The 24,629-nt window shown below is 69.3% G+C and carries 22 protein-coding genes and 1 pseudogene; 17 read left to right on the forward strand and 6 right to left on the reverse strand.

The genetic code is table 11. From position 1 onward, the window contains the following. The first annotated feature begins 225 nt into the window (after positions 1-225). Positions 226-831, forward strand: coding sequence for an ALF repeat-containing protein (locus A6A29_RS32255; protein ID WP_073725642.1), 606 nt, complete (start codon positions 226-228; stop codon positions 829-831). Between the two features lie 155 nt (positions 832-986). Here the strand turns inward: A6A29_RS32255 and A6A29_RS32260 are convergent, their stop codons facing one another. After that, positions 987-1,262 carry a hypothetical protein gene (locus A6A29_RS32260; protein WP_073725644.1) on the reverse strand — a complete coding sequence of 92 codons (276 nt, stop codon included), beginning with the start codon at positions 1,260-1,262 and terminating at the stop codon, positions 987-989. A 344-nt stretch (positions 1,263-1,606) separates the two neighbouring features. Here A6A29_RS32260 and A6A29_RS32265 point away from each other — a divergent pair, with 344 nt between their 5' ends. Together A6A29_RS32265 and A6A29_RS44470 are read left to right on the forward strand one after the other, a co-directional pair. Then, entirely contained in the window at positions 1,607-2,629 is a 1,023-nt protein-coding gene (locus tag A6A29_RS32265) for a VOC family protein (RefSeq protein ID WP_073725646.1), read from the forward strand. A 150-nt stretch (positions 2,630-2,779) separates the two neighbouring features. Further along, a complete protein-coding gene (locus tag A6A29_RS44470) occupies positions 2,780-3,217 on the forward strand; it encodes a hypothetical protein (protein WP_073725649.1) in 438 nt (145 codons plus the stop codon). A 49-nt stretch (positions 3,218-3,266) separates the two neighbouring features. Here A6A29_RS44470 and A6A29_RS32275 read toward each other — a convergent pair whose 3' ends face one another. Continuing rightward, a complete protein-coding gene (locus tag A6A29_RS32275) occupies positions 3,267-4,448 on the reverse strand; it encodes an MFS transporter (protein ID WP_198953435.1) in 1,182 nt (393 codons plus the stop codon). A 531-nt stretch (positions 4,449-4,979) separates the two neighbouring features. Here A6A29_RS32275 and A6A29_RS32280 point away from each other — a divergent pair. Both A6A29_RS32280 and A6A29_RS44475 read left to right on the forward strand, forming a co-directional pair. Further along, complete coding sequence (locus A6A29_RS32280) at positions 4,980-6,050, forward strand: hypothetical protein (RefSeq protein ID WP_073725651.1); 1,071 nt, start codon at positions 4,980-4,982, stop codon at positions 6,048-6,050. Positions 6,051-6,133: 83 nt separating this feature from the next. Continuing rightward, complete coding sequence (locus A6A29_RS44475; RefSeq protein ID WP_198953437.1) at positions 6,134-6,643, forward strand: hypothetical protein; 510 nt, start codon at positions 6,134-6,136, stop codon at positions 6,641-6,643. Positions 6,644-7,054: 411 nt separating this feature from the next. Here A6A29_RS44475 and A6A29_RS32285 read toward each other — a convergent pair whose 3' ends face one another. Further along, a complete protein-coding gene (locus A6A29_RS32285) occupies positions 7,055-7,408 on the reverse strand; it encodes a hypothetical protein (RefSeq protein WP_143197120.1) in 354 nt (117 codons plus the stop codon). 24 nt (positions 7,409-7,432) lie between these two features. Between A6A29_RS32285 and A6A29_RS47680 the strand changes: the two genes are divergently transcribed. Further along, positions 7,433-7,729 carry an HNH endonuclease gene (locus A6A29_RS47680; RefSeq protein ID WP_079183113.1) on the forward strand — a complete coding sequence of 99 codons (297 nt, stop codon included), beginning with the start codon at positions 7,433-7,435 and terminating at the stop codon, positions 7,727-7,729. Between the two features lie 965 nt (positions 7,730-8,694). Here A6A29_RS47680 and A6A29_RS32300 read toward each other — a convergent pair. Beyond that, positions 8,695-9,276, reverse strand: a complete 582-nt coding sequence (locus A6A29_RS32300; RefSeq protein ID WP_073726486.1) for a DNA-binding protein — start codon at positions 9,274-9,276, stop codon at positions 8,695-8,697. Positions 9,277-9,450: 174 nt separating this feature from the next. Between A6A29_RS32300 and A6A29_RS47165 the strand changes: the two are divergent. Together A6A29_RS47165 and A6A29_RS32320 are read left to right on the forward strand one after the other, a co-directional pair. Continuing rightward, positions 9,451-9,647, forward strand: a pseudogene (locus A6A29_RS47165) (hypothetical protein). Positions 9,648-10,435: 788 nt separating this feature from the next. Then, positions 10,436-11,230 carry a hypothetical protein gene (locus A6A29_RS32320; protein WP_241838742.1) on the forward strand — a complete coding sequence of 265 codons (795 nt, stop codon included), beginning with the start codon at positions 10,436-10,438 and terminating at the stop codon, positions 11,228-11,230. A 118-nt stretch (positions 11,231-11,348) separates the two neighbouring features. Here the strand turns inward: A6A29_RS32320 and A6A29_RS32325 are convergent, their stop codons facing one another. Beyond that, a complete protein-coding gene (locus A6A29_RS32325; RefSeq protein ID WP_073725659.1) occupies positions 11,349-11,966 on the reverse strand; it encodes a GNAT family N-acetyltransferase in 618 nt (205 codons plus the stop codon). A gap of 415 nt (positions 11,967-12,381) precedes the next feature. Here A6A29_RS32325 and A6A29_RS32330 point away from each other — a divergent pair, with 415 nt between their 5' ends. Beyond that, on the forward strand, positions 12,382-12,801 hold the full coding sequence (locus tag A6A29_RS32330; RefSeq protein ID WP_241838743.1) for a hypothetical protein: 420 nt from the start codon (positions 12,382-12,384) through the stop codon (positions 12,799-12,801). A 142-nt stretch (positions 12,802-12,943) separates the two neighbouring features. Here A6A29_RS32330 and A6A29_RS32335 read toward each other — a convergent pair whose 3' ends face one another. Continuing rightward, on the reverse strand, positions 12,944-13,585 hold the full coding sequence (locus A6A29_RS32335) for a LysE family translocator (protein ID WP_073725661.1): 642 nt from the start codon (positions 13,583-13,585) through the stop codon (positions 12,944-12,946). 109 nt (positions 13,586-13,694) lie between these two features. On the opposite strand from A6A29_RS32335, the gene A6A29_RS32340 reads away from it, so the two are divergent. From A6A29_RS32340 to A6A29_RS32375, 8 genes are all read left to right on the forward strand, one after another. After that, positions 13,695-14,267, forward strand: a complete 573-nt coding sequence (locus A6A29_RS32340; RefSeq protein ID WP_073725663.1) for a TetR/AcrR family transcriptional regulator — start codon at positions 13,695-13,697, stop codon at positions 14,265-14,267. Between the two features lie 167 nt (positions 14,268-14,434). Then, positions 14,435-15,655 carry a GDSL-type esterase/lipase family protein gene (locus A6A29_RS32345; RefSeq protein WP_073725665.1) on the forward strand — a complete coding sequence of 407 codons (1,221 nt, stop codon included), beginning with the start codon at positions 14,435-14,437 and terminating at the stop codon, positions 15,653-15,655. Positions 15,656-15,920: 265 nt separating this feature from the next. Beyond that, positions 15,921-16,865: a TIGR03619 family F420-dependent LLM class oxidoreductase gene (locus A6A29_RS32350; protein ID WP_073725667.1), complete on the forward strand. Its 945-nt coding sequence runs from the start codon at positions 15,921-15,923 to the stop codon at positions 16,863-16,865. Between the two features lie 11 nt (positions 16,866-16,876). After that, positions 16,877-17,662, forward strand: coding sequence for an SDR family NAD(P)-dependent oxidoreductase (locus A6A29_RS32355; RefSeq protein WP_073725669.1), 786 nt, complete (start codon positions 16,877-16,879; stop codon positions 17,660-17,662). 98 nt (positions 17,663-17,760) lie between these two features. Continuing rightward, positions 17,761-18,885 carry an LLM class flavin-dependent oxidoreductase gene (locus A6A29_RS32360; RefSeq protein ID WP_073725671.1) on the forward strand — a complete coding sequence of 375 codons (1,125 nt, stop codon included), beginning with the start codon at positions 17,761-17,763 and terminating at the stop codon, positions 18,883-18,885. Between the two features lie 521 nt (positions 18,886-19,406). Next, on the forward strand, positions 19,407-21,146 hold the full coding sequence (locus A6A29_RS32365) for an N-acyl-D-amino-acid deacylase family protein (RefSeq protein ID WP_073725673.1): 1,740 nt from the start codon (positions 19,407-19,409) through the stop codon (positions 21,144-21,146). Further along, complete coding sequence (locus A6A29_RS32370) at positions 21,143-22,669, forward strand: aldehyde dehydrogenase family protein (RefSeq protein WP_385729218.1); 1,527 nt, start codon at positions 21,143-21,145, stop codon at positions 22,667-22,669. Before A6A29_RS32365 ends, A6A29_RS32370 begins: the two co-directional genes overlap by 4 nt. A 283-nt stretch (positions 22,670-22,952) precedes the next feature. Next, positions 22,953-24,518 carry an APC family permease gene (locus tag A6A29_RS32375; protein ID WP_073725675.1) on the forward strand — a complete coding sequence of 522 codons (1,566 nt, stop codon included), beginning with the start codon at positions 22,953-22,955 and terminating at the stop codon, positions 24,516-24,518. The last annotated feature ends 111 nt before the right edge of the window (positions 24,519-24,629 follow it).

The following is a 24,629-nucleotide window of genomic DNA, read 5'->3' on the forward strand; positions in this document are numbered from 1 at the left end:
TTGTGCGTACGACTTGTGCGTACGGCTCGCCGGCTCGGGGCTGACCGCGGTCGAACCGGCTGCGGGGCGAACCGACGTGTGCGGGCGGCAACAAGGGACCGTAACGACTGCCGGAATCAGGCAGTGATCTTCGACGGGGGCAGGCACGATGATGTCCGCACCGGTAGTAGATGCGCGATGACCGGATTCCCTGAAGATCGCTACCTCCTCAAGGCAGGTTCACCCATGAGACTGACCCGTGCTGCCCTGACCGTCGCGGCCACCGCCCTGGCACCGGCCCTCCTGTTGACGGCCCCGGCCTTCGCCGCGGGATCGGCCCCCTCGTCCGCCACCGTGACGGCGACCCCGCACCCGGACGGCACCACCACACCGGTGGGTGACATGGACGAGGACGACCTCCGTATCGCGATCCTGCGCATCCTCGCCGACCCGGCCTCCGGCAGGGGGGTTATCCGGGAGGCGAACGCCGCCCTGGATGCCGGTACCCCGGAGGCCATGCGGCACTTCCTGGAGGTCGGATACCGTCTGGCCCGGGCGGAGGACGACCGCGTTGCGATCGTCCGTATCCTCGCTGACCCGGCTTCCGGCAGGGGGGTCGTCCGGGAGGCCAACGAAGCCCTGGATATCGACACTCCTGAGGCGCTGCGCGAGTTCCTGGAGACCGGGCTGCGCCTGGCCCGGGCGGAGGACGACCGTGTCGCCGTCGCTCGCATCCTCGCCAACCCGAACATCAGCCCGGCCCTCCGCGCGGCAGCCGAAGCGGCGATCGACGGTACGCCGGAGGAGCTGCGGTACTTCCTGGAGCACGGGCAGTACGAGACGGCCGCATAGCCTGCCCCTCGGATCACCGGCTGAGCGAGCACCCGCGGAGCCCTCGCCCGCCCCTCCAGCAGCGGATTGCCACTGATGGAGGGGCAACCAGGAGCCCGCGCCGTACGCGGAGGTGGGCGCCGAACTGTCGGCGGTGGACGGCGGTCCGCGGGGAGTCAGCTCGGTTTTCTCCACCTCGCCCGGTCCACCGGGTCCGAGCAGCGCGAGCACCAGTGGCCGATCCCCTCGTGGTACGTCCAGCCCAGCTCCCGCACGCGTTCCACGGACGCCTCGGCGGTGTGCATGATGTGGCCCCAGAAGTCCTCTTCTATGGGAGGGGCGGGCTCAGCCACCACCAGGTCGAACATGGTGTGGGTGTCGCAGTGCGGCCAGTCGCAGGCCAGATAGAAGCGGACCGGGCCCGGCGCCTCGCCCTCGCTCGCCAACGTCATGGCTGAACCCCTCCCCTCGCGAGCGCGTCGTACCTCGCTGTGTCGGCAACCCTTCGGACAGTAATCGAAGGGCGCGTCGTCGGGAGGGCGCTTGCCGAGGCGTTCGGGCGTGCGGAATCAGAACCGGAGCGCGCCGATCAGCCGATGCGCCGTCCGGGCGTCGTTCGCACCCAACTCCACTGTGGCGGGGAGCTTTCCCGTACGGAGATGTCGAGTGCGCCGCCGCCCGTGGAACCGAACCCGGCGGCCGTGGTGCGAATGGCATCCGAGGCATTCCTGAGGGGCTCCGTGGCCCGGCGCCGGTTTCGTTGACCCTCTGGTCGTGCACACCTACGGTGGCGGCCATGCGCCATGACATCGCACGTCTGCATCACGTCGGGCACGTCGTCGGCAACATGGAAGACGCGCTCACGCTGTACCGGCGCCTGGGGTTCGTCGTGCCGCCGCCGAGCTACCCCACGATGACACCGGCCGAAGGGGCCGAACCCGAGCCGTTCGGCGCGGCCAACACGCACGCCGACTTCCGGCGCAGTTTCATCGAACTCGCGACCTGTGTGCGGGAGGGCGACGCCACAGGCATCCCGGAGAACGCACACCTGGTACCGCTCCAGGCGCCGGCGGCTCAGCTGCCCCTCCTCTTGAAGCGGATCGGTGAAACCAGCGCCAAACTGGCCGTGTGGCTCCGCCGTTTCGAGGGGTTGCACATCCTGATGTTCTCGTCGCCGGACATCGACGCCACGGCGAAGCGGCTCGGCTCCTCCGGTGTGGGTCACGGCGGGGTGAACGCCGTGCGCCGCCGGGTGGAGACGAGCAGCGGAACCCACACGGAGCTCGTCCGCTATCTGGAGATCGACGGTGACGAACCCGGGGCCGAGAGCGGCTCCACCGCCGAAGGCCGCGTGGGTGCTGTGGCGGACCTGGACCCGGATATTCAGGGCGGCCGGCTCCTGGACCACCCCAACGGAGCCATCGATCTGGTCGAGGTGATGCTCTGCGTCGCCGCATCCCAACTCCCCCTCGTTCAGGCCCGCTACGAGAGGTACCTCGGCCGTCCGGCGCGGGTGGACGGCCCGGCACGGGTCTTCGACCTCGATGGCGCCGCACTGACCCTCGTACCGGACACACACCTCGCCGCGCTCCTCCCTGACGAGCGTCCCGCCGCGCTGCCCGCGTTCGTCGCCTACACCGTCGCCGTGCGCGATCTCGCCGTGGTCCGCGACCTTCTCGAAGGAGAAGGTATTCCGCTGCGGCAGACGCCCTCCGGTGATCTCTTCGTCCCGGCGGCGGCGGCCCTTGGGGCCGCGGTCGTCTTCCGCAGGGCCCCGGTGCCGGCCGCCCACTCGACGGGACCGGGGGCGGACTCGTAGCCGGGAAAGTGCCGAACGGGTCGATGAGCCCGCAGATGGGCACAACCGGGCCCGCCCCGACTTCAGTTGACGTATCACGAATCGAGCACAGGCCCGCTCCGGGGAACGGCGCTCTGGGAGCATCGGGCTTCACCTATCCGGGGAGTTCCCATGCGTGCCGCTGCTCTCGCGCTCACCGCCGTTGCCACCGCTGTGCTTGTCACGGGCTGTAGTTCCAGTCCCGGCGAGGACCTGGAGGACTGGTACACCTCGGGCGGTGAGAAGCAGCTTGAGCAGATGCGGGAGGACGCCGCACGGGTCAACGAGGTGAGCATGGGGACCTTCGACCAGATGGGGCCCGCCTGTGGGGATCTCCTGAAGCACCTGCCTGCCGCCGAGGATCTGGACGCGATACCGGACAAGCCCGCGCAGATCACCTGGAAGGCTGCGCTGAAGGGGCTTCGTGAGGGCGCCACCGAGTGCGGAGCCGGAGTCGATGCGAAGGACGGTGCGAAGACGTCGCGCGGCATCAGGACCGTCCAGCTCGACGGGCTTCCCAACCTGCGCGACACGGTATCGAGGATCAAGGGCGAGCTGGCCCCGGAGTAGGCCGGACCGTAACGCGCGGCCCCTGCCCGCGGTCGCGCGTCCGGACGGGTCACGCGGCCGGTGCCGGCTTCGCCGCAGGGAGCAGCCGCTCGCTGAGCAGTACCGCGCACGCCCCGACGGACAGCAGCCCGCCCGCCAGGAACGCGCCGCGTACGTCGGTGAGCGGCAGGAGCAGGCCCCCGAGGGCGGCGCCTGCCGCGATACCGGCGTTGTACGAACCGGAGTTGGCCGCGAGCGCCATGTCCGTGCGGCCCGGTGCGCAGTGCAGCATCTCGTTCTGGGCGGCCATGAACACCGGCCCGAGCGCACCGCCCATCAGCACCAGGAACACCACCGTCGCCACCTGATCGTTGCCGGTCGCGTACAGGCCGAGCATCCCCACCGCCTGCGTGGCCACGGCCGTGGTCAGGGCGGCGTGCGGGAAACGGTCCAGCAGAGCCCCGGTGATGGTCACTCCGGCCAGACACGCGAGACCGAAGGCCATCAACAGCGCGCCGACCGTGCTCGGGGAGAACCCGCTCACATCGCCCAGGAACTTCACGATGTAGGTGTATCCGGCGAACGCCCCGGTCGCGGACAGCGTCGTGGCCGCGAGCACGGTCCGGAACCGGCGGGCGTCGGGATCCGTCCCGTACGCGGCGTGGCCCTCCTCCGGACGTGAGGTCGGCAGCAGGGCGGCGATCGTCACCAGGGATACGAGCCCCAGCCCCGCCAGCACCGCGAGCGGCACCGGCCAGGCGCTCTGCCGGCCCAGCCAGGTCCCGGCGGGAACACCGAGTACGAGGGCGAGTGAACCGGCGACGGACAGCGCGGCGACCACCCGCCCGCGGATCCCGGGCGCGAACAGGCCCACCGCGACCGGCCCCATCACGGCCCAGAACAGTGCCTGGGCGAGCGCGGTCAGCAGCCGCGCCGCGAACAGCAGCCAGTAGGAGGTCGCCAGCGCCGCGATCAGGCTGGACACGACGAGCGCGGCCAGCAGCGCCGTGAGCACATGGCGCCGGGGCACGGTCCGCGCGGCGTGGGCCAGCGGAAGGGATGCGACGGCGACCGTGACGCCGTATCCGGTGATCAGGTAGCCGACCGCCGACAGGGACACCCGTAGGTCGTCGGAGATGAGTTCCAGGAGGCCGATCGGCAGGTTCTCCGCCGTGTTGAACGTGAACGCGGCCAGCATCAGGGCCACGAGCACCGCGAACCTGTGCCACGGAGCCGGTTGTGTCGTGACCATACGGCCGCCTCTTCCCTGCCCTCGCCCGTCAGGGCTGCTCGTCCTCGGCCACCGTGCCCGTGTCGCCCGCTCCGCGCCTGTCGTGTCTGTGCGTTCGGTGTCGCGCTGGTGCCGCCTACGCTTCCGCGGCCCAACCGCGTTCAACGTACCGATGATCGTGCCGGTGCGGGGCCGCCGCCGTGTGACCGACCGAAAGCACGCGTGATCTCGTATCCGCACCGGTCGGCACACTCCAGCAGGTGCTGACGGGCGACCGGGCCCTTCTCCGCGAAAGGAGATCGTCGTCGCATGGCGGACCTGGGCCTCATCCCCCGTACGTGTCGCGGGAGTTATGGGAAGCCGGGCCCACTCATGGTGCTCGCCGACGGCTCATACCGAAGGGATGTTCGCGTGGAATGGGAGGAAAATCATGCGGTACGGTAACGGTGTCATCACCCTCCGTGCGCACTCAGGTGCATGGAGCGGCCCCCGACGGTGCGACAACACCGACCGAGGGCCTACACCGACCAGTGGAAGAGGACCCACCGGAAAATGCTGTGTCATGTTATCGCGCCCTCTTCGGGCTATACGAAGGCATCGAACAACGTCGTGCGTGAGCGGCGGTTGAACAGTGATGCGAAGATTCTTCTGCTCTATGTCCAGGGTCTGCCGGAGTCGGCCACGGGCTGCCCGTTGGGCGAGTTGGCCCACGAGCTGGGGATGAAGGGCCATGCGTACCAGAAGGCGAAGAAGCAGCTGGTCGCTCAGGGCTTCGTGCATGAGTGGAGCGGCCAGCGTGCCGGTGGCCGCTGGTACACGGAACAGCTGTTCACGAACACCCCGCTGACGGAGGCCGAGGCCAGGGCCGTACGCGCGAGGCTGACCACCGCTCCCGCTGGGCCCGCTGCTTCTCCTGCTCCTGCTCCGCCGACTGTGCCGATTCCGATCGTCGGTGAGCCGACTCCCCGGACGGCCGGTCGCTATCAACCGGTAGAAGACAACAGAGAGAAGACCACTACCCACCCACCCTCCGAAGCGGAAGCGGCGCAAACGGCGCAAGCGGCAGTGGAGGTGGAGGTGGCGGTGAAGGTGGCGGCACCGCAGCCCGCCGCACCCGCACCGTCCTCTGCGTCGCCGTCCTCCAGCCCGGCTCAACTGGCCCGCGCGGAGCAGATCCTGCTCTCACTGCGCCATACGCGCCGGGAGCTGCACCTGGGGGTGCGTGAGGCCCGTGCGCTGGCGGTGGAGGCGGTGAAGTGGCTGGAACGGGGCCTGGGCGAGGCGGACCTGCGCCAGGCGTTACTGGCCGAGCGCCCGGAGGGCGGCGTACGTTCCGCGGTCGGCTTCCTCCGCTACCGCCTGGCCCAGAAGTGCCCGGAACCCCCACAGGCACAGTCCACACAGCCGACGCCGCCCATCACGGCGCCCCCGCCGGTCCGCGAGCTGATCGCGTGCGAGGGGCCGGGGGAGGAGCACGTCTTCCGGCCGATGGGTGACGAGACCGCATGTGCCGAGTGCCGTCAGGTCGCTGCCTGGGAGATGTGGCAGGCCGGTACACACACGTTCCCCGAGGACGCCACCTGGCGGGAGCGCTTCGCCATCGTCCGTGGACAGAACGGCTGAGGCGGGTCCGTCTCAGGCCGTGGCGGGTGCCGAAGCGGGAGCCGGATCAGAGGCGGGGGCGGCGGGGGCGGCGGCCACGCAGAATGGACGAGGCGACCAGCCCGGCCGCAGAGCGCGTTGCCGAGCTCCAGGCTCAGGCGCAAGAGCTCTCCTCTCCGCTCGCTGACGCTCAGGCTCAGTTGGAAGCGGCGCAGGAAGCAGAAGCGTCCCGCAGGGGGGAGCGCGGGGTGGTCTATGACCGCGATTTCGCCGACACCTGGCATTCCCGAGCCGAGGAAGCAGCGCATTCCGGTGATGACGCTCAAAAGCGTGTCATAAAGGCTCTGTCGGCCGAGCCGTGGTTTGCCGCGTACGTAGAGTTCCGCGCGGCTCGTTACCGGCGTGGACACGTGCTCACCGAAGTACAGCGGGCACAGCGGGCACAGCGGTCTATCGGTGAGCCGAACACGGTTCCCGAACAGCGCTGGTACGACGCAGAGATCCTTGACGGGATTCAGCGGGCGGTCGAGAAGCAGGCAGCCGAACTCGGGGGCCCAGTTCGCCGAGGAACTGACCCAGGCACGCGAGGACCACGTTTCCTGGGGAAGGACTAAAAATGGCTACAGACGCACTCGACCCCGGACGGAACGAGGATTACCCCTACTTTCCGCGTGATGCCGAGGGGTATCCCGTGTGGTCCGATTCGCCGAACGGGAATCCGGAAGGTGGGACCATGATGCCGCGAGGACTTCAGCAGGTGCGAAATCCTACCGACCCTCGCCGGCTCACGCTGGTGGACCTCACGCCCTGCCATCCGGATGGAAGTCCGCTTGATCCCCCGGTCATCCCACCGAATGGCCCCGAGGCCGCATAGGCATCTGCGTCCCCGCCTTTCCCGCCTGGACAGGGAAGGGCGGGGCACGAGCCCCAGTTCATACTTGCTTCCTGCGGAGTACTTCTGACCACTGATAGGCGAGCGGGCACCGGTGACGTTTTGTGGGTTAGTCGGCCCGCTCTTGTCGAAGTCAATCGTTGACGATCAGGAAATCGACAGCGGCGGTCAGGTAATCTGGCCAGTCTACGAAGACGCGCGTGAGCACGCCGCCGTTATATGGTACGAGGTTCAAGACGCTCATACTCGCGCTGCCCATAAATTTTGGTCCACCCGCATTGTTTGTCGGGTATTCTCCGATTGAAGCGAACACCAGTGACGTTGTGCGGATGCTCTGGCCGGCACCTGTGAAAAGATCGAGATCGATAACGCCTTTTACGCCGCCCAGGTAGATCCGCCCGCCGAAGGAGTTCGGGCCGATCGTGAACGTCTTGACCTCGTCCATTGAGATTCTGGTGACCGGAACTTCTTCCGTGTTCTCTTGCATGCCGCCCCCAGTTGTCAGGGATGAATGAGGCGCGGTGTGCTTCTCGCCTCTCACCCTCCAGCGTGTTTCCCTGCGTGGGTGATCGCAACTGGCGAGAATGGCTCCGGGTGTGCTTCCCCATTGGCCGGTCCCCGACTGCGGGGCTCTGCCTGGCGTGGCCGGTGTTTGGGTGACTTCCCTGCGGACGGGGTGGACGTGGACCACGTACGCCCGCTGTCCCGGGGTGGTGAGGACGTGGACAGCAATGTTCAGGTGCTGTGCCACTCGTGCCACCAGCTCAAGACCGCCACCGAGTTCGGCGGTGCCCGTGTGGTGGCTTAGCGAGGCGTACGACCACGGCCCCGAGGACATGGAACGGCTCGCCGCTGTAGCTGCTGCTCTCTCTGCTGCACCGCTCGGCAACATGCTGGTCATGAGTACGGCCGAGGGCGCGTCGACATTCCCTCGGGGAAGGACGACACGTCGTAATTCGTCCCATGCAGCCGCTGTCGCCGGGACGTGAGCCACGCGGCGAGGCCGCTTCCTGTCGGCCGTGGCGAGGGCTGCCACCAGCCATCCGAGGACGCGCTGGATCGTCAAGTGCTCCCCCTGCCCCCCCCCGCAGACCCCGCCCCCCTTGCTCTATCCCCGGGTGCCCCGAGCTGACAGCAGCCGGCGGACGCTGCCCGAAGCACACCAGGGAAGCGAACGCGGATCGTGCCTCACGCGGCGGTGCGGTCTGCGCAACGTGTTGGCAGCGCATTCGTAAGGCGTACCTGTACGCGGACCCGTGGTGTGTGCTCTGCGGTCGCTCGGCGAACATTGCCGACCATTCCCCTTTGAGTCGACGCACGTTGATCGCACGGGACGACCCGAGACCTGATACTGCGAAGTATCTGCGTCCATTGTGCCTCGCATGCCACAACGGTGAGACAGCACGCAACCAGCCGGGCGGATCCGCCGCAGAGGCACGGTCACGGCGTGAGGCGAACGAACGCCCGCCGTTCTGACCAGGGGGGTGCCCCCTTCCCTCAGAACGGCGCTACCACCATCGCGGGCCAACAACGCTCGCAACTAGCCCGTTATATAAGAGAGTTGAGTCTCTCGCCGAGCGCTCGCACGGCCATCGTGGCACCCGAGCTTGACCATGGCGACTCGGACGTGTGGGACTGACCCGCAGTGAGACAGGGCCCCGTGCTCGTCACCCACAACAGGGCGACGGGTGCGGGGGTTCTTTGCGTTTCGATCCCGATAGCTAATCCAAGGTGACGGTGGGAAACCCGGCTAGTAGTGGGTGCTCGTGGATTCTACGAGCGTCGCGGCGTTCCGCTGCTCCAAAGTTCTTCGCCATGCTCGCTGAATCTGTCGAACATGCCGCCGTCGCCACGCTTGTGCAGATGGAGGAGAGGTGAGTCATGCCCAACCAGCCGAGCAAGATGAGGGGTTACGAGAGCGTCAACATCGAAGCGGAATACAGACAGGCTCACGTGATTGATGGCGTCTTCGGAGGCGCTGAAGCGAGTCTCCAGACCCTCCACTGGTCTCATGCGATCGAGGTGCTCCAGCGTGATCCGAATGCGCGTGGAGACTGTCAGGGCCACGTCTTCGATGCTCTCCCGCTGATGAGTCACTTCACCGTTGGGGTCACCCAAGAGAAAGCGGATGCGGCAACCGGAGGCAGCTTTGCGGCGTAGCGTGTCAGGGAACGCGGGAACTTGAGTCCAAAGGAAGTAGTTCGTGTATCCGGCGAAGAACAGGTCCGTGGTGGCGTCGTTGATCAACTCGCTCCACACCGTTGACGGGCACGCAGACCTGTACGGGTAGCTATGGACTAGCTCGCGGTCGTGCCCGCTTTTGACGCGGTCCTTAACTGCCTGTGGCCAGATCATTTCCTCGTCCACTCCCAATGCCCGGCAGGCGTCATCGCGGTTCCGTGCGTGGGGCGTCAGCTCGGCATCGGTCTCCCGTGGACATTTGGGCCTTCTGTGACCGTAGCGGGGGAACGGCCCAACTGTGCGCCGTTCGGGCTGGATACATCTCTGACGGCGAGTCACGCTCACGGAGTGACTGAACCGACGCGTTATCAGACCAGCCCGGTGGAACTTCCACTGTCTCTGGGGCTGGAGCCGACCCCGGTTGAAGGGTGTCCCGGATGTGCCGAACTGGCCAACGTGCGGGATCGTGCACGTGCCGGGGGGACGGGACCACCGTGTCCGACTGCAACGTCTACATAAGGCGGCATCCGGTTGGTCACCAGTGATCACGCGTGCGGACATAGGCAGGCGCGTGGAGGACGGGTCAGGGCGGGTTGGCATCCTGCGCGACGTACTACCGGACTATGAGGACCCAGCAGAGCCACCCGGAAGACGCCGCAAGCGCCCCACGGCTTTCCTGGGGCCGGAGGGCGGCGGTAAAGAGTGGCTGGCCCCGCCCTGCGCAGTCAGGAAGGCGTAAGAGACACCGTCCGTGCGGCCGGTCCCTGAATCCGGATGCGCGGACGGCTCCCGTGAACGGAGGGGGCGGCGGCTCGTCGATGTAGTCCAGTGCCGTCCTCCAGAAGTCACCGAGGAGACGCGCGTTCGTACAGTCGAGGGTCAGAACGCTTCCGGTTGCCATGACAGGTCCGTACAAGACGGCGTTCTCCGTGGTGAGTTGCGCGTTCACCACCGCACCCCTCGCCCCGGTCTTCTGCATTCGAACTGGGAATGGATTTCGGGTCGTTCAGGGACTGCCGTTCGCCTTTCCCTTTCGGCGTGGCTGTGGCGGTGGCGTGCGGAGGTGTGCGTAACTCTGAGTCGTGGATCGCGAGGAGCGCGGGTCACGGGGCCTGTGGGCCTTTCCTGTTGGAGGTAGTGAGTGTCACGTCATCGTCAAAGGCTGGGAGTTCTCGCCGTCGCGGCTCTGGCTCTATTGGGTCCTTCGGTCGCTCCGGCTGCTTCCGTATCGGCCTGGTCGGTCGGTGAGAGCGTCCATGGGCAGACCGTCCGGGCTGTCTCGTCGGTCAGCGAGGATCCCGGCTTCGCCAAGAGGCGCCAGGAATCCCAGGCGATGGGGCTCATCGACGCCGACGGCAGGGTCCCGGGAACTCAGCGCGAAGGAATCCGGGCGTGGCCGCGCGATGACACCGGATACCTCGTCCAGCCTCGCGACCTGGAATTCCTCGGGCTGACGTGGCAGCAGGTCGACTGGTGGCGTCGCTTCGAGGCGCCGCTGGGTACGACTCCCCGGCAGTTCAAGGACATGTCGTCGTCACTGTTCAGGGCCCTGTGCGCCGGTTGCGAGCGCCCCCGGGACTACGACGTACGAGTCCATGGTTCATGGGCGTTCTTCTTCTCGGGCCGCCACAAGGACTTCCCCACCGAACAGGGGCTGGCAGGACAGCCTTTGGCGCTGGAAAGGCTCCGGCAGTGGATGGGCGACACGCCTCCCGGTGAGCGCCCGGCACGACGTCCGTTCGAAACGCTGTTCAAGCTGGGAGCGCTCGACGAGAAGGGGAAGCCGGTCGGACCCAGCGACGGCGACTTCCACATCTCATCCGATGTCATGGTGGCTGCCGCCCGCCAGAAATGGGATGAGCTGAAGGACGCGGGAAAGCTCTCCGACGAAGATCTCCGCAAGGGGTTCATTCACCATAAATACAGTTTCGTCAATCGGACCGCTGTTCGGGAGGCATTCCCGGATCTCGTGAAGTGGGCGGCCGTGTGGGAGGAGCGATTGGGGCGTGGTGTCGTGCCTTCGCTGTTCCCCAGCTCCGGACCTCCCGACAAGTCTCAGGAGGGGAATGGGATTTCCACTCACTTCCGGGACACCGACTGGGTGGTAACGCCTCCGCCGATGCGCTGAGTGGGTTCAGGACCCGGCGAACGTCCGGCAGTTGGACGCTCTCGTGGGCGTCCAACTGCCGGGCGGTGTCAACTGCCGTACGGCGGACGGGGGTCGACTGCCTTATCGGCGGAGGAGGTCAGACGCCGGACGGGGGGCGGGCATCGCGTCGCATGGCCCAGATCTCCGGGCCGCCGCCCGGCAGCCGCGCCTCTCCGAGCACCGTGAAGCCGAAGTGCTCGTAGACGGGGAGGTTGGACGCCTTGGACGACTCCAGATAGACGGGCAGGCCGGCCGCGTCGGCCTTGGCCAGCCCCGAGCGGAGCAGGGCGGAACCGTGGCCCTGGCCCTGGGTGGCCGGGTCGGCGCCGATCACCGCCAGGTACCAGTGGGGTTCCGTCGGGGAGTGCCCGGCCGCCGCCTCGACGGCATCGCGGAACAGTGCCGCCCGGTCACCGAGGATGTCCTGAAGCTCCTGGACCGTCTCCGCGTCGGGAACGGCCTTGTCCTTCCCCTCCGGCGACACCCAGAAGGCAGCTGCCGCGTCGGTGCGCTCGCACACACCGTGCTGGGCGTACTGCCGGGTGAAGAGGGTGGTGAAGTACCGGGCCAGCCCCGACTCGCGAGAGGCGTCGTCGGGGAAGAACCAACGCATCATCGGGTCGTCGTCGAACGCGAGGGCCAGGGTCCGGCCGACCAGCTGGGCGTCCTCGATCGATGCCGTCTTGGGAGTGTTCGTTATAGGCATACGGGTCATTCTGCACGCCTGATGATCTTCGGCGGTCGGCGGGCCTCCGCTCGCGCGGGGATCACGCGGGGAGCAAAGGAGCGGCCCGGCACGGGAGTCACCTGACGTGTGGCCCGGAGCTCGGCTTCCCGAGCCCCGGCTCTCGCGTGAGCCGGGCGAGGTACGTGTCCAGGGGCTGAACGCGCCCGGGAAGGGTTTCGCGGAGGTCCCGCCAGCGGATCGCCGCGATCTCCTCGAAAGCCGAGGAGGCGTAGGAGACGTAGGAGGCCGAGGAGGCGGAGGGACCCGGGGAGCGACCACCCCGTCATCATTCCCGGTTCGGCGCCCGGAGAAGCCGACCGGCCCATGAGTACGCGTACTCATGTGCACGGACCTCCCTCCGCCCGAGACTGACGGCTCCATGACAGGTCGGCGAGGAGCAGACGTGATACGTGCGAGGAAGACCGTGACCGTGGCGATTCTGGCGGCCTTCGGGGCGGTGGGCCTGGGGGTCGTGCCCGCTGCCGCCGCGACGACCGGATCGCTTCTTCCGCACCCCGGGCCGGACGGCCTGGTGTGGGTGCCGGAGAACACAGGAGACGGGGGAGTCGTGTCGGCGGGTGCCTCGGACCGCCTTGCGACCGTGATCACGGTGGCCTGCGAAGGGGGTGGCAGCGTGTCGGTGACGATGGCGTCGCAGGCCACCCAGGTAGCCGCGTTCGAGGTGGACTGTCCCGAGGGCAGCACGGGCGTGGGCTCGGTGGCCATGGACCCGGGCGTCGTTCAGTGGGGGTCCTTCTCGGTGGGAATCGACGCCTCCGACGAGAGCATCCGCTGGGGGCTGACGGTGACGCAGCCGGAGTAGAGCCCCGCTGCCGCAGACCGCGGACGGGCCGTCGCGTCTCCCTGTGTGCGGGGGACGGGGCGGCCTGTCCGCGTATATGTGGGGGCGGTACTGCCCGTCCCCCGCACATACGCGGCCCGCGCACACCCCCGTACCTCGGTCCTCAGTCCTTGCGGCCCGTCGCGGCGACCGTGATGCCGAGGCCGATCATCGCGAACCCGCCGGCCCCGCCGACCAGCGAGAGCCGGCGCGGCGATCGGGCGAACCAGTCCCGCGCGGTGGCCGCGGCCAGCCCCCACACGCTGTCGGAGGCAACGGCGATGAGGTTGAAGACCAGGCCGAGCAGCAGCATCTGAGCGGTGACGTGCCCCTGGGCGGGGTCGACGAACTGGGGCAGCACGGCGGCGAAGAAGACGATGGTCTTGGGGTTGGCCACACCGACCGCGAACCCCTCCCCGAGAGTGCGCAGACCGCCGTGCGCGGGGCTGTCCCCGCCGGTGAACGAGGCGTGCAGGGAGCCGCGTCGGCGCACTGCCTTGATCCCCAGGTAGACCAGATACGCGGCGCCCACCAGCTTCAGTGTCGTGAAGACGACGACGGAGCGTTCCACGACGGCCCCGACTCCGAGGGCCACGGCCACGACGAGTACGTAGGACCCGAGGGTGTTTCCCAGGACCGTGGTCAGTGCGGCGCGGCGCCCCTGCGCGAGGGCCCGCCCCACCACGAACAGCACGCTGGGGCCCGGTATCAGTATCAGGAGGAACGACGTGGCCGCGAAGGCGAGAAGTCGGTCGGTGGTCGGCATGGACGGATGCTAGGTACGGGGCCCCTCGCGGCTCCACCTCTTTTCGTTTGCCTATAAGCTTTAGGTGAATGCATAGTAGGTTCAGGTTGATGGAAGGAGGGCCGCCGGTATGGCACCACGTGCGGGACTGACCACGGAACGCCTCGTCCGGGCGGGCGCGGAAATGGCCGACGAGGCCGGGTTCGAGCAAGTGACCCTCTCGGCGCTGGCCAGGCAGTTCGATGTCAAGGTCGCGAGTCTGTACTCGCACTTGAAGAGCTCCCAGGACCTCAAGACCAGGATCGCGCTGCTCTCGCTGGAGGAGCTGGCGGACCGGGGCGCCACCGCTCTGGCCGGGCGGGCGGGCAAGGACGCCCTGGCCGCCTTCGCGAACGTCTACCGCGACTACGCCCGCGAGCACCCCGGCCGCTACGCCGCGGCACAGTTCCGGCTCGACCCGGAAGCCGCGGCGGCCAGTGCCGGGGGTCGGCACGCGCAGATGACGCGGGCGATCCTGCGCGGGTACGACCTGACGGAGCCGGACCAGACGCACGCCGTCCGGCTGCTGGGCAGCGTCTTCCACGGCTACACCAGCCTGGAGCTGGCCGGAGGCTTCAGTCACAGCGCTCCCGACTCGCAGGAATCCTGGGCATGGGTCCTGGACCGTCTCGACGCTCTGCTGCGGACCTGGCCCGCGCCCTGACCCGCGCCGCCGCGGTATCGCCGGGCCCTCGGCGTACGGCCATGGCGCCATGACGGGTGCGCGTATCCGCGTAGCCGCGCGTGCGCGTGACCGTGCCTTGTGCATCCGCACATCCGCACATCCGCGCACCTGAACGACTTCGAACACCCCTGATCAAGGCTGAGACCATGCATACCGAACACCGCTGGATCACCACGCCCATCACCGCCGACCTCCTGCGCGGCGCCCTCGACCTGGAACGCACCGCACACGGCGTCCTGCCGCACCGGTTGCCCGGCTGGGCCCGCGCCCAGTACACCGACGGTCAGCTCGCCATGGCCGAGGCGCAGCCCTCCGGCGTCCGGCTGGTCTTCCGTACCCGCGCCACCGCGATCGAGCTGGACGCGCTCCCCACCAAGCGGGTCTACGTGGGGGCCCCGCCCCGTCCGGACGGCGTGTACGACCTGGTCGTCGACGGACGCGCGGCCGGCCGGGGCAGTATCACCGGCGGCAACACCCTGACCATCGACATGGCCACCGGTACCGCCGAGCAGCGGCCCGGACCGGTCGGCACCGTTCGCTTCGCCGGGCTGGCCGACGGCGACAAGGACGTCGAGATATGGCTGCCGCACAACGAGGCCACCGAACTCGTCGCCCTGCGCACGGATGCCGCCGTCGAGCCCGCACCGGACCGGGGGCGCAAGGTCTGGCTGCACCACGGCAGTTCGATCAGCCACGGTTCCGACGCGGCGAGCCCCACCACCACCTGGCCCGCCCTGGCCGCCTCGCTCGGCGGTGTGGAGCTGATCAACCTGGGGCTGGGCGGCAGCGCCCTGCTCGACCCGTTCACCGCGCGCACCATGCGCGACACCCCCGCCGACCTGATCAGCGTCAAGATCGGCATCAACCTGGTCAACGCCGACCTGATGCGCCTGCGTGCCTTCACCCCGGCCGTCCACGGCTTCCTCGACACCATCCGCGAGGGCCACCCCACCGCCCCGCTGCTGGTGGTCTCGCCCATCCTGTGCCCGATCCACGAGGACACCCCCGGCCCCAGCGCCCCGGACCTCACCACGCTGAGCGCCGGAAAGCTGAGCTTCCGCGCGGCGGGCGATCCCGCGGAGACCGCCGCCGGGAAGCTCACCCTGAACGTCATCAGGGGCGAACTCGCCCGGATCGTGAAGCAGCGGGCGGCCGAGGACCCGAACCTGTACCACCTCGACGGCCGCGACCTCTACGGCGAGGCCGACTCCGTCGAACTGCCCCTGCCCGACCAGCTCCACCCGGACGCCGCCACGCACCGCCGTATCGGTGAGCGCTTCGCCGAACGCGCCTTCGCGGCCGACGGCCCCTTCGCCGCTGACGGCCCCTTCGCGGCAAGTGGCCCCCTCGCGGACCGCACCGCCTGACCTTGCGCGGGCGGTGCGACGCCCGCCCGCCCCGCCCGCCCACTCCTCCACAGCAGCCCCGGAACCGTCCAGGCCCCTCTCGGGCCCGGTGGTTCCGGGGCTGCTGTCGTCCCTCTTCCCCCCCGGCCGCGTCGGGCCACCGGCATCCGTCCCTCGGCAGCTCTGTCGGCGCACACCCTTGTCTGATGGAGCGTCAGGTATGACTATGACCCCGCCTGCAAGGTGACTGTCCATCAGATCAGTTTCAGGGGAAGGAGGCCGTTCGGTGCCGATACTGCCCACCGGGCCGCTGTCGTACGGGATGCAGCTCCCGATCCAGTCGCAGAGCACCCTCTACGCGGAGCCGTGGGAGGCCGGGGCGACCCCCGCCGACCTCGCCCGGATCGCCCACGCCGCCGACCGCAGTGGTTTCGCCTACCTCGCGAGCTGCGAACACGTCGGCATTCCCCGGCGGCTCGCCGGGGCCATGAGCACCATCTGGTACGACCCCGTCGCCACCCTCGCCTTTCTCGCCGGGGTCACCGATCGCGTCCTGCTGATGAGCCATGTGGCCGTCGTCGGGCTGCGGCATCCGCTCCTCACCGCCAAGCAGTACGCCACCCTCGACCACCTCAGCGGCGGCCGGCTGATCCTCGGGGTCGGTGCCGGGCACGTACAGGAGGAGTTCGAGGCGCTCGGTGCGGACTTCGCCGGGCGCGGCGGTGTGCTCGACGAGACCATCGACGCGCTGCGGGCGGCGCTCGGGCCGGCGGAGTTCCCGGAGTTCGCGGGGGAGCGGTTCTCCTTCGGCGGGCTGGGGCAGCTGCCGCGTCCGGCCCAGGAGCGGGTGCCGATCTGGGTGGGGGGCTCCTCGCCCGCCGCCGTGCGCCGGGCCGCCGTGCGGGGGGACGGGTGGCTGCCGCAGGGCGGTTCGCGTGACGAACTGCCCGTTCACATTGCCCGGTTGCGTGAACTCCGGGCGGAGGCCGGGGTCGAGGAGCCGCTCGTCATCGGGGCGATCACCGAACCGCTCTACGTCGGTGAGCCCGGGTGGCGGGTGGGGCGGCGGACCCTGAGCGGGAAGCCGGAGGTCCTCGCCGAGTCGCTGCGGGCCTACGCGGACATGGGGGTGCACCAGATCCAGGTGCGGTTCCGGAGCCGGGGACCACAGGAACTCATCGACCAGATGGCGGCGTTCGGCGCCGACGTCGCACCGCTACTCGACACCTAGGGAGACCGGGCATGGGCAAGCTGGACGGGCGCGTCGTCATCATCAGTGGTGCGGCGCGCGGACAGGGTGAGCAGGAGGCGCGGCTCTTCGTGGCCGAGGGCGCGCGGGTGGTCATCGCCGATGTGCTGGACGAGCAGGGGGAGGCCCTGGCGAAGGAGCTGGGCGCGGAGGCCGCCCGGTTCGTTCATCTGGACGTGAGCCGCGAGGAGGAGTGGCAGTCCGCCGTCGCCGTGGCGAAGGAAGCGTTCGGGAAGATCGACGGGCTGGTCAACAACGCCGGAATCCTGCGCTTCAACGAGCTGGTGTCCACGCCGCTGGAGGAGTTCCAGCAGGTCGTCCAGGTCAATCAGGTCGGCGCGTTCCTGGGGATCAAGACCGTCGCGCCCGAGATCGGTGCGGCGGGCGGCGGGACCATCGTCAACACGGCCTCGTACACCGGGCTCACCGGTATGGCGTTCGTGGGCGCGTACGCGGCGACCAAGCACGCGGTCCTCGGGCTGACCAAGGTGGCGGCGGTGGAGCTGGCGGCGCGGGGGATACGGGTCAACGCGGTCTGTCCGGGGGCCGTGGACACCGCGATGACCAATCCGGCGGCGCTGGACCCGTCCGCCGACCCGGAGGAGTCGAAGGCGGCCGTGGCCGAGCTGTACAAGAAGCTCGTGCCGCTGGGACGGATCGGGCGGCCGGAGGAGGTGGCGGCGCTCGCCCTGTTCCTGACCTCGGAGGACTCCTCGTACATCACCGGGCAGCCGTTCGTCATCGACGGGGGATGGCTGGCCGGTGTCAGCCTTTTCTGACGGAGCGTCAGGTATTGACGGGCCGGAACGTCGGTGGAACAGTCGGTCGCATCACAATCTGACGAGGCGTCAGAAATACTTGAGGACGGTGAACCTCCGTGGAATTCGGGCTCTTCGTGCAGGGGTACGTGCCCGCAGCGCGCGCCAAGGCGGACCCCCAGGCAGAGCACAAGGCACTGATCGAGGAGACCGAGTACGTCATCCAGGCGGACAAGTCCGGCTTCAAGTACGCCTGGGCCTCCGAGCACCACTTCCTGGAGGAGTACTCGCACCTCTCCGCCAACGACGTCTACCTCGGCTACCTCGCGCACGCCACCGACCGGATCCACCTGGGGTCCGGCATCTTCAACCCGCTCGCTCCGGTCAACCACCCGGTGAAGGTGGCCGAGAAGGTCGCCATGCTCGACCACCTCTCGGAGGGGCGCTTCGAGTTCGGCACCGGACGCGGGGCCGGGAGCCACGAGATCCTCGGGTTCATGCCGGGCATCACCGACATGAACCACACCAAGGAACTCTGGGAAGAGACCATCGCCGAGTTCCCCAAGATGTGGCTCCAGGACGAGTACGTCGGCTTCCAGGGCAAGCACTGGTCGCTGCCGCCCCGCAAGATCCTGCCCAAGCCGTACGGGAAGTCGCACCCGGCCATGTGGTACGCCGCCGGGTCGCCGTCCTCGTACGCGATGGCGGGCAAGAAGGGGCTCGGGGTGCTGGGCTTCAGCGTGCAGAAGGTCTCCGACATGGAGTGGGTCGTCGAGTCCTACAAGAACGCGGTCAAGGAGGCGGAGCCGATCGGCGACTTCGTCAACGACAACGTGATGGTCACCTCGACCGCGATCTGCGCCGAGACGCACGCCAAGGCGGTCGAGATCGCGGTGGGCGGCGGGCTGAACTACCTTCAGTCGCTGCTGTTCCGCTACCACGACACGTTCCCGCGGCCCGAGGGGATTCCCGAGTGGCCCGAGCTGCTGCCCGAGTACAGCGAGGAGATCATCGAACTGCTCATCGCGGAGGAGCTGATGATCTGCGGCGACCCGGACGAGGTGCTGGCCCAGTGCCGGCGGTGGGAGCGGGCGGGGGCGGATCAGCTGAGCTTCGGGCTGCCGATCGGGATCAGTCCGGAGGACACGGTGAACTCGATCAAGCTGATCGGTGAGCATGTGATTCCGAAGATCGATACGGATCCGGTGCATCGGACCTCGCGGTTCCGGAGCGCCTCGAACTGACCCCGGGGGCCTGGGGCTCCGCCCCTGAACCCCGCGCCTCAATCGCCGGCGGGGCTGGGTGTGGGGCTGGGTGGTCCTCCCGAACCCGGGGCTCCGCCCCGGACCCCGCGCCTCAATCGCCGGCGAGGCTGAGTGCGGGGCTCGGCGGGGCTGAGTGTGGCGCTGGGTGTGGCGCCCGGCCGAACCGGGTGGGCGCCCGGCCGGGCTTGAGAGGGCGTCGGTTCGGCCGGGTGGGGGCTGAGGGGGCGCTCGGCGGGCTCGGGAGCGGGGTCGGCCGGGGAAATCAAGCCCCTCCGGCGATTGAGGAGCGGGGGTAGGGGGCAGCGCCCCCGGAACCCGGGCCGGGCGGCGTCTTCCCGGACCGTCGCCCGTGCGCCGGGGTGCGTACCGCGGCCGAAAGCGTACGCACCCCGGCCACACCCCCGCCCACGGCACGGCACCCCACCCCACCGCATCGCACCGCCCACCGCTCCCCACCGCACCACCACCACCGCACCACCACTGCGAGAAGGGACCCCGTCATGCTCGACCACCTCATCCGCGGAGCGACCGTCGTGGACGGCGGCGGCGGACCCGCGTACCGGGCCGACCTCGGCATCCGCGACGGCCGCATCGCCGTCATCGCCGAGCCCGGCACCCTCACCGAAGAGGCCGTCACCAGCGAGGACGCCACCGGACTGGTCCTCGCGCCCGGCTTCGTCGACCCGCACACCCACTACGACGCGCAGCTCTTCTGGGACCCCTACGCCACCCCCTCCATGAACCACGGTGTCACCACCGTCGCCGGAGGCAACTGCGGGTTCACGCTCGCCCCGCTGCACCCCGACCGGCCCGAGGACGCCGACTACACCCGCCGGATGATGTCCCGGGTGGAGGGCATGGCCCTCAAGGCGCTGGAGGAAGGCGTCGACTGGAGCTGGTCCACCTTCCGCGATTACCTGGACGCGCTCGAAGGGCGCATAGCCGTCAACGCCGGGTTCATGGTCGGGCACTGCGCGCTGCGCCGCCACGTCATGGGCCCCGACGCCGTCGGCGGACAGCCCACCGGCGAGCAGATGGCCGCCATGCTCGCCCTCTTCCACGACGCCATGGACGCCGGAGCCTGGGGGCTGTCCACCACCCAGTCCTCGACCCACTCCGACGGCGACGGGCAGCCGGTCGCCTCGCGGCACGCGCTGCCCGAGGAACTGCTGGCGCTCTCCCGCGCCGTCGGTGAACACGAGGGCACCCAGATCGAGGCGATCGTCGCGGGCTGCCTCGACCAGTTCTCCGACGAGGAGATCGACCTGTTCGTGGACATGAGCGCCGCCGCCGGACGGCCGCTCAACTGGAACGTCCTCACCATCGACGCCGCCGTCCCCGAACGCGTACCGCGCCAGCTGATCCCCAGCGAGCGGGCCCGCCGCGCGGGCGGCCGGATCGTCGCCCTCACCATGCCGATCCTCACCCCCATGAACATGTCGCTCGGCACCTTCTGCGCCCTCAACCTCATCCCCGGCTGGGGCGACATCCTCGCCCTCCCCGTGCCCGAGCGCATCGAACGGCTCCGCGACGCCGACACCCGGACCGAGATGCTGCGCCGCGCCGACAGCAAGGAGGCCGGGGTCTTCCGCCGGCTCGCGAACTTCGGCCGGTACGTCATCGGGGACACCTACAGCGCCGCCAACGAGGGTCTGAGCGGGCGGGTCGTGAACGACATCGCCGCCGAACGCGGCCAGGACGCCTTCCACTGCCTGGTCGAGATCTGCGCCGACGACGACCTGCGTACGGTGCTGTGGCCCATGCCCACCGACAACGACCCGGACTCCTGGGCACTGCGGCAGCGGACCTGGGAGCACGAGGACGTGCTGCTCGGCGGGTCCGACGCGGGCGCCCACCTGGACCGGATGTGCGGGGCCCCGTACACCACCCGGTTCCTCGGCGACTGTCTGCGCGGACGCAAGCTCGTGCCGCTCACCACCGCGGTCAAGATGCTCACCGACGACCCCGCCCGGCTCTTCGGGCTGCGCGACCGGGGCCGCATCGAGGAGGGCTTCCACGCCGACCTCGTCCTCTTCGACCCCGAGCGCATCGACGCCGGACCCGCCACCCTCGTACACGATCTGCCCGGCGACAGCCCCCGCCTGGACTCCAAGGCCCTCGGCATCGTGTCCGTCCGCGTCAACGGCGTGGAGACCCTGCGCGAGGACAAGGTGACGGGCGCGGTGCCCGGTACGGTGCTCCGCTCCGGCCGCGACACCCGGACGGTGAGCACCGCATGAGCGGCACGCAGAAGCGTACGAACGGCACGGAGAAGCGTACGAACGGTACCGAGAAGTCCCTGCGCGACACCGAGCAGCGGCTGTTCATCGGCGGTGAGTGGACCGAGCCCGCGGACGGGCACTACGAGGTGATCAACCCCGCCACCGAGGAGGTCGTCGGCCTCGCCCCCGAGGCGAGCGCCGCGCAGGTGTACGAGGCTGCCGCGGCGGCCCGCGAGGCGTTCGCGGGCTGGTCCCGGACCCGGCCCGAGGAGCGCGCGGCGATCCTCGACCGCGCCGCCGACCTCGTCCAGCGCGACTTCGCCGCCCACGCCGCGCTCGCCCAGGCGGAGAGCGGCGCCACCACGGGGACGGCGCGGGGGATGCAGGTCGCCGTCGGGGCCGCACGGTTCCGGCGGTACTCCAGGGGAGCCCTGGAGCCGGTGGAGGAGGGCCTCGCCCCGCAGATCAACGAGGCCGGGCCGATGGGGCGGGCCGGTGTCTTCGGCGCGCTCGCCGTGCGCCAGCCGGTCGGCGTCGTCACCTGCATCACCTCGTACAACAATCCCTGGGCCAACCCGGCGGGCAAGATCGCTCCCGCGCTCGCCATGGGCAACACGGTCGTCGTGAAGCCCGCCCCGCAGGACCCGCTCTCCGTCTTCCGGATGGCCGAGGCCCTCGCGGAGGCCGGGGTTCCGCCGGGCGTCGTGAATGTCGTGACCGGTTCCGGCGCCGGGGCGGGCGAGGCGGCCGTGGACTCGCCGGACGTGGACATGGTCAGCTTCACCGGCTCCACGGCCGTCGGGCAGCGGATCGCCGAGGTGTGCGGACGCGGCATGAAGCGGCAGCTGATGGAGCTGGGCGGCAAGGGCGCCGCGCTCGTCCTGGACGACGCCGACCTGGACGCGGCGGTGGCGGGCATCGGCACGACGTTCTCCTTCTACAGCGGACAGATCTGTACGGCTCCGACCCGCGTCCTGGTCCAGCGGGGCGTCCATGACCGGCTGATCGAGAAACTCACGGCGTACGCGGCCCGGCTGCCGGTCGGTGATCCGACGGACCGGGGCACGGTCGTCGGCCCGGTCATCTCCGCCGCCCACCGCGACCGCGTCGAGGCGTACGTGGAGCTGGGACGCAAGGAAGGGGCGCGGGTGGTCACGGGCGGCGAACGGCCCGAGCGCGCCGGGCGGGGCTTCTACGTCGCCCCCACCCTCCTCGCCGACTGCACCAACGGCATGCGGGTCGTCCGCGAGGAGATCTTCGGCCCGGTCGTCGTGGTCGTCCCCTTCGACGACGAGGAGGAGGGCATCGCGCTGGCCAACGACAGCGACTACGGCCTCCTCGACTACGTGTGGTCGGGGGACGTGGCGCGGGCCTTCCGGGTGGCCCGCCGGCTGCGCGCGGGCGGCGTGGGCGTGAACACGATCGGCCGGAACATGGAGGCACCGTTCGGCGGGTTCAAGAAGAGCGGTGTGGGGCGCGATGTCGGCTCGTACGCCCTGCACGCGTACAGCGAGACGCAGGCGATCGTCTGGCCGGGATGAGGTACCCGACGGGTCATCGGCGCGTCGCCCGACGGATCATCGGCGGGTCGCCGACGAGGCGCCGATGATCCGCACGGGAAAATTTTGAACCAGCCCAAAACGGACAGCGCTGCGATTACCGTACGTCGTCGCTCCCGCCCGCATGACATTCATTGCAAGGTCCAGTGATGATTTAACGCATTGTTAGCGCGCCATTCATCGCTCAATTGCCTTGTTTTGAAAGGGTGAGACGCTGGAGTCTCACGCTCCGGATGTGGATATCGCAGCGCATAGCGTCCTCTCCATGACTCAGCTGGACGCGCGGCCACAGGCCGGAGACACGGTACGGGGAAGTGCCCCGGCCGGCGGTGGAGTGCGGGACAAGGGCCTCGGCGGGAACTCCGTCGGGCTGATGGGGAGCGCCGTCATCGGCATCTCCACCGTCGCCCCCGTGTACTGCCTGACCTCCACCCTCGGCTCCACCGCCGGAGAGGTCGGCGTGCAGATGCCCGCCGTCTTCCTGGCCGGCTTCCTGCCGATGCTGCTCGTCGCCTTCGCGTACCGCGAACTCAACAAGGTCATGCCGGACTGCGGCACCTCCTTCACCTGGACGGTGAAGGCGTTCGGCCCGCGCGTCGGCTGGATGTGCGGCTGGGGTCTGGTGATCGCGACGATCATCGTCCTGTCGAACCTGGCGGGTGTGGCCACCTCGTACTTCTGGCTCCTCGCGGGCGAGATCACCGGCAGCGACGGGGTCGCGGCCCTGGACGACAACAAGGTCGTCCACATCGCCACGTGTCTGGCCCTCATCGCGGCCGCCACCGCCATCAGCTACCGCGGCATGACCGCCACCAAGGGTGTGCAGTACGCCCTGGTCGGGCTCCAACTCGTCGTCCTCGCCCTGTTCGTGGCGATGGCCCTGCAAAAGGCGGACAGCGGTGACTTCGCCTCGTCCGTGGACTTCTCGTGGTCCTGGCTGAACCCGTTCGCCGTCCAGTCCTTCGCGGCCTTCACCGCCGGGCTGTCCCTGTCCATCTTCATGTTCTGGGGCTGGGACGCGTGTCTGACCGCCAATGAGGAGACGACCGGCAGCGAGAAGACCCCGGGGCGCGCCGCGCTCATCGCGATGGTCGTCCTTGTCGGCTCCTACCTGGCCACCGGCATCGCCGCGCAGATGGCAGTCGGCTCCGGCGGCTCCGGTCTCGGCCTCGCCGACCCGGACACCTCCGACAACGTCTTCGCCGCGCTCGCCGGTCCGGTCATGGGCCCCGGCCTCGGCGTCCTGCTGTTCCTCGCGGTGCTCGCCTCGGCCGCCGCCAGCCTCCAGACCACCTTCATCCCGGTGGCCCGCACGGTGCTCGCGATGTCGTCGTACGAGGCACTGCCCTCCTCGTACGCCCGGGTCCACCCGCGCTTCAGGACCCCCGGCCGGGCCACCGTGACGGCGGGCATCGCGACCGGCGTCTTCTACACCGTGATGACCCTGGTCAGTGAGCACGTCCTGGTCGATACCATCTACGCGCTCGGCCTCATGATCTGCTTCTACTACGCGCTGACGGCCTTCGCCTGCGCCTGGTACTTCCGCGCCGAACTGACCCGCTCCGCCCGCGACCTGGTCTTCAAGGGCCTCTTCCCGCTGGTCGGCGGCGTCCTGCTCACGGCCGTCTTCGGCAAGACCCTCTACGACATGTGGGACCCGGCCTACGGCTCCGGCTCCTCGGTGTTCGGTGTCGGCTCGGTGTTCGTCATCGGGGTGGGGCTGCTGCTGCTCGGTGTGGTGCTGATGCTCGCGATGCAGCGCCGCAGCCCGGCGTTCTTCCGCGGCGAGGTGCTGACGAAGGAGACACCGGCCCTGGTCGTGGCGGACTGACCCCTTCGGCCTGACGGGCGGGACCGACCGGGCCGACCGGGCGCGGGGAGTCCTCCCCGGGGGCTCAGGGGCTCAGGGGCTGATGGGCTGAAGGGCTGAGGGGCTGAGGAG

Source organism: Streptomyces sp. TSRI0281 (assembly GCF_001905125.1).
In the GTDB taxonomy this organism is placed as follows: domain Bacteria; phylum Actinomycetota; class Actinomycetes; order Streptomycetales; family Streptomycetaceae; genus Streptomyces.